Annotated in this window: 2 protein-coding genes; both read right to left on the bottom strand. The window is 62.1% G+C overall.

What is annotated here, in order from left to right:
• Positions 1-1,112 (bottom strand): DNA polymerase III subunit beta (dnaN, locus tag QZZ29_RS08995; RefSeq protein WP_291382711.1); only part of this gene is annotated, 1,112 nt, incomplete at its 3' end.
• 382 nt (positions 1,113-1,494) lie between these two features.
• Positions 1,495-2,859 (bottom strand): chromosomal replication initiator protein DnaA, encoded by a 1,365-nt coding sequence (gene dnaA, locus QZZ29_RS08990; protein WP_291382712.1) that lies wholly within the window; start codon positions 2,857-2,859, stop codon positions 1,495-1,497.
• Positions 2,860-3,110 lie beyond the last annotated feature (251 nt).

The raw sequence follows: 3,110 nt of genomic DNA, 5'->3' as shown, positions 1-3,110 counted from the left end.
ATGGGCACCAAGAGGTAGCGGAACTCCGAGGCGATGGTGCCGCCGGGCTTGTCGAGTCCGACGAAGTCCACCGGCTTGGTGTCCTGCGTGAAGCCGAGTCGCACGTACGGTGCTCCGAGAGCCGTCAGCCCATCGAGCAAGAAGCCCGGATTGAAGGCCACGGTGATCTCACCGCCCTCGACGATGGCCTCGATGGCCTCGGATGCCTGAGCGTCGTCGCTGTGACCGGCGTCGAGAACTACTTCCCCGTCCGAGAAGGCAAGTCGCACGGCAGCGTTGCGTTCGGCAACCAGCGCGACACGTCGCGTCGCCTCGATCAACTCGGTAGTCGACACCACCGCAGTGATCGCCGACGACTCGGGAAAGAGGCGTCGCACCTGGGGGTATTCGCCATCCATGAGCAGTGATGTGGTCACGAGTCCGCCCGCGCTGAAGCCAATGAGGTCGACCCCTTGGCCCGCGCTGAGCGCGAGGTGAACCTCGCCGGAGCCGAGCGCCTTGGCCGTGTCGGTCAGCGTCTTGGCGCGCACCAATGCGATCGCCGAGATGTCCGGGGTTCCCGGCTTCCACGTCAGTTCGCGCAGCGCCAGGCGATAGCGGTCCGTGGCGAGCAGCGAGATGCGCTCACCCTCGATCTCCATGCGCACCCCGGTGAGGATGGGCAGGGTCTCGTCCCGAGACGCGGCTGACTGCACCTGCTGCGCCGCCGACAGGAGATCGCCGCCGTCCACCGTGCCGGAGGTGTCGGGCATGGTGGGGAGCGCGGGGTACTGGTCTACCGGCATGGTCGCGAGCGAGAACCGCGAGGCGCCGCAGGTGACGGACACCTTGGATCCCTCGAGCTCGAACTTGACCAGCTTGTGGGGCAGGGCGTTGGAGATCTCTCGCAACAGTCGCCCGGAAACCAACACGGAGCCGGGGTCCTCCACATCGGCCGGGAACTCGCCGCGTGCGGACACCTCGTAGTCAAAGCTCGACAGTTTGACGGTTCCCGCTCCGTCGGCCTCGATCAGGACGCCGGCGAGAACCGGCACAGGGGGGCGATGTGGCACGGCGCGCGCAGTCCACGCGACCGCGTCGTTAAGCACGTCCCGTTCTACGGAAAACTTCATCGATCTCCCCTTTCGGGTCACAGACTACGCCACAGGACCGACGCGTCCAGTCCCAGGGCACAAAGCCGTTGGCAGGCCCAATGAAGGCCCTTGTGTACAGGCAATAGAGAAAGGTTTGTCGTAGTCATAGGGCCTCGGGAAACTGTGGAGAAAGAACAACACCCCTGATATCAACGGCGATCCGCCCGTGGACGAGTTGCGGATGGTTCTCGGTGCGAGGGAGGACTGCCTGTGAGCGCCGAGTCGCCGTACACAGGACGCTGCGATTCGTTCACACTTTCTCCCGCGTTGATGAAGGGCCGTGCAGAAGATATCCACAAAGTTATCCACATGTGTGAGTCATACTTCTGGGGGCACCGAAAGGGGATAAAGGTCGTACACGCTATCTGCGCGATTGTTGCTTGATGCGCGCGTGGATCTCGTTGACCTGGTTGTACATCTGGCGACGCTGCGCGATCTGGTCCTCGACCTTCTTCACGGCATACATCACGGTGGTGTGATCCTTGCCGCCAAAGTGCTCACCGATCTTGGGTAGCGACAGCTCGGTGAGTTGGCGACAGAGGTACATGGCGATCTGCCTGGCCGTCACAAACACTCGCGAACGCGACGTCCCGGTCAGCTCCTCCATCGTGATACCGAAGTACTCCGCGGTCTTGCCGATGATGCTCGCCGCGGTGATCTCCGAGTCGTCGTCACTGATGAGGTCCTTCAACACCACCTGTGCGAGCGAGAGGTCTACCTGCTGCTTGTTGAGGGCGGCGAAGGCCGTGACACGGATGAGCGCACCCTCAAGCTCTCGAATGTTGCTCGTGATGTTCGACGCGATGTACTCAAGAACGTCGGGCGGCGCCTGAACGTCGTCCGCTTGCGCCTTCTTGCGAAGGATTGCGATGCGGGTTTCAAGGTCGGGCGGTTGGACGTCCGTCATCAGGCCCCACTCGAACCGAGTGCGCATGCGCTCCTCGATCCCGTTCAGGTGGCGAGGGGACACGTCCGAGGTGATGACCACATGCTTGCCGGCGTTGTGCAACGCGTTGAAGGTGTGGAAGAACTCTTCCAGCGTCTGTTCCTTGCCCTGCAGAAACTGGATGTCGTCCACGAGCAGGACGTCTACCTCGCGGTAGGTGCGTTTGAACGTCAGCGACCGGTCATCGCGGATGGAGTTGATGAAGTCGTTGGTGAACTCTTCCGAATTCACGTAGCGCACGCGAGTCTGGGGCTTGATCTGACGTGTGTAGTGGCCGATCGCGTGAAGGAGATGAGTCTTACCCAGACCCGAGTCTCCATAGATGAAGAGGGGGTTGTACGTCTTGCCTGGGCTCTCGGCGACCGCGAGGGCGGCCGCGTGGGCGAAGCGGTTAGACGAGCCCGGTACGAATGTGTCGAACGTGTAGCGGGGGTTCAGGTGCGGATCTTCCACGGTTGCCGCAGGGCCCCGACCGGAGGGTCGGCGCTCACGCGATTCCGGCGCGGGCTCATCGTCGGGTAGCGCTGGCGGAGTGATGGATGCGTCGACCGTGACGGCGATGCGAATGTCTTGATCGAGAACCTCGCTCAAGGACTCCGTGATCGGCGCCCTGAGAGTCGACTCGATGTAGCTCTTGGTGAACTCTTCGGACACGGCAAGAAACACGTTGTCCTCGATCACTGCGAGGGGCTTGATGAGGCGAAGGAAGGATCGCTGCTGGGCGGAGGTGGAATCGTCGGAGTACAGTCGGCTGACGGCTCGCGACCACACATCTTCGATGTTGGTTACGGACTCGTCCTTTGCCACCGGGCAACCCCCTTTCCACAGCTTTGTACACAACCCGTGAGAACCGTGTAACCCGTTTGTCATTTCGCGTGTCCGGCGTGTCGATTCACCGCAACAAGCGCTGATGAGGGAGCCTATACCGTTTGGGGCGATGCACCAACGGTGGGGCGGAGATTTGACCGGCGCGCACGCAGCGCGTAACGTAAGTGCGCTATTTGACCATCCCTAACAGTCGTGGAGTTTCC

The sequence above is a fragment of the Demequina sp. genome (assembly GCF_016278765.1).
Classification (GTDB): domain Bacteria; phylum Actinomycetota; class Actinomycetes; order Actinomycetales; family Demequinaceae; genus Demequina.
Note: the sequence above shows the minus strand (reverse complement) of the source record. Positions and strands in the feature narration are given on the sequence as shown.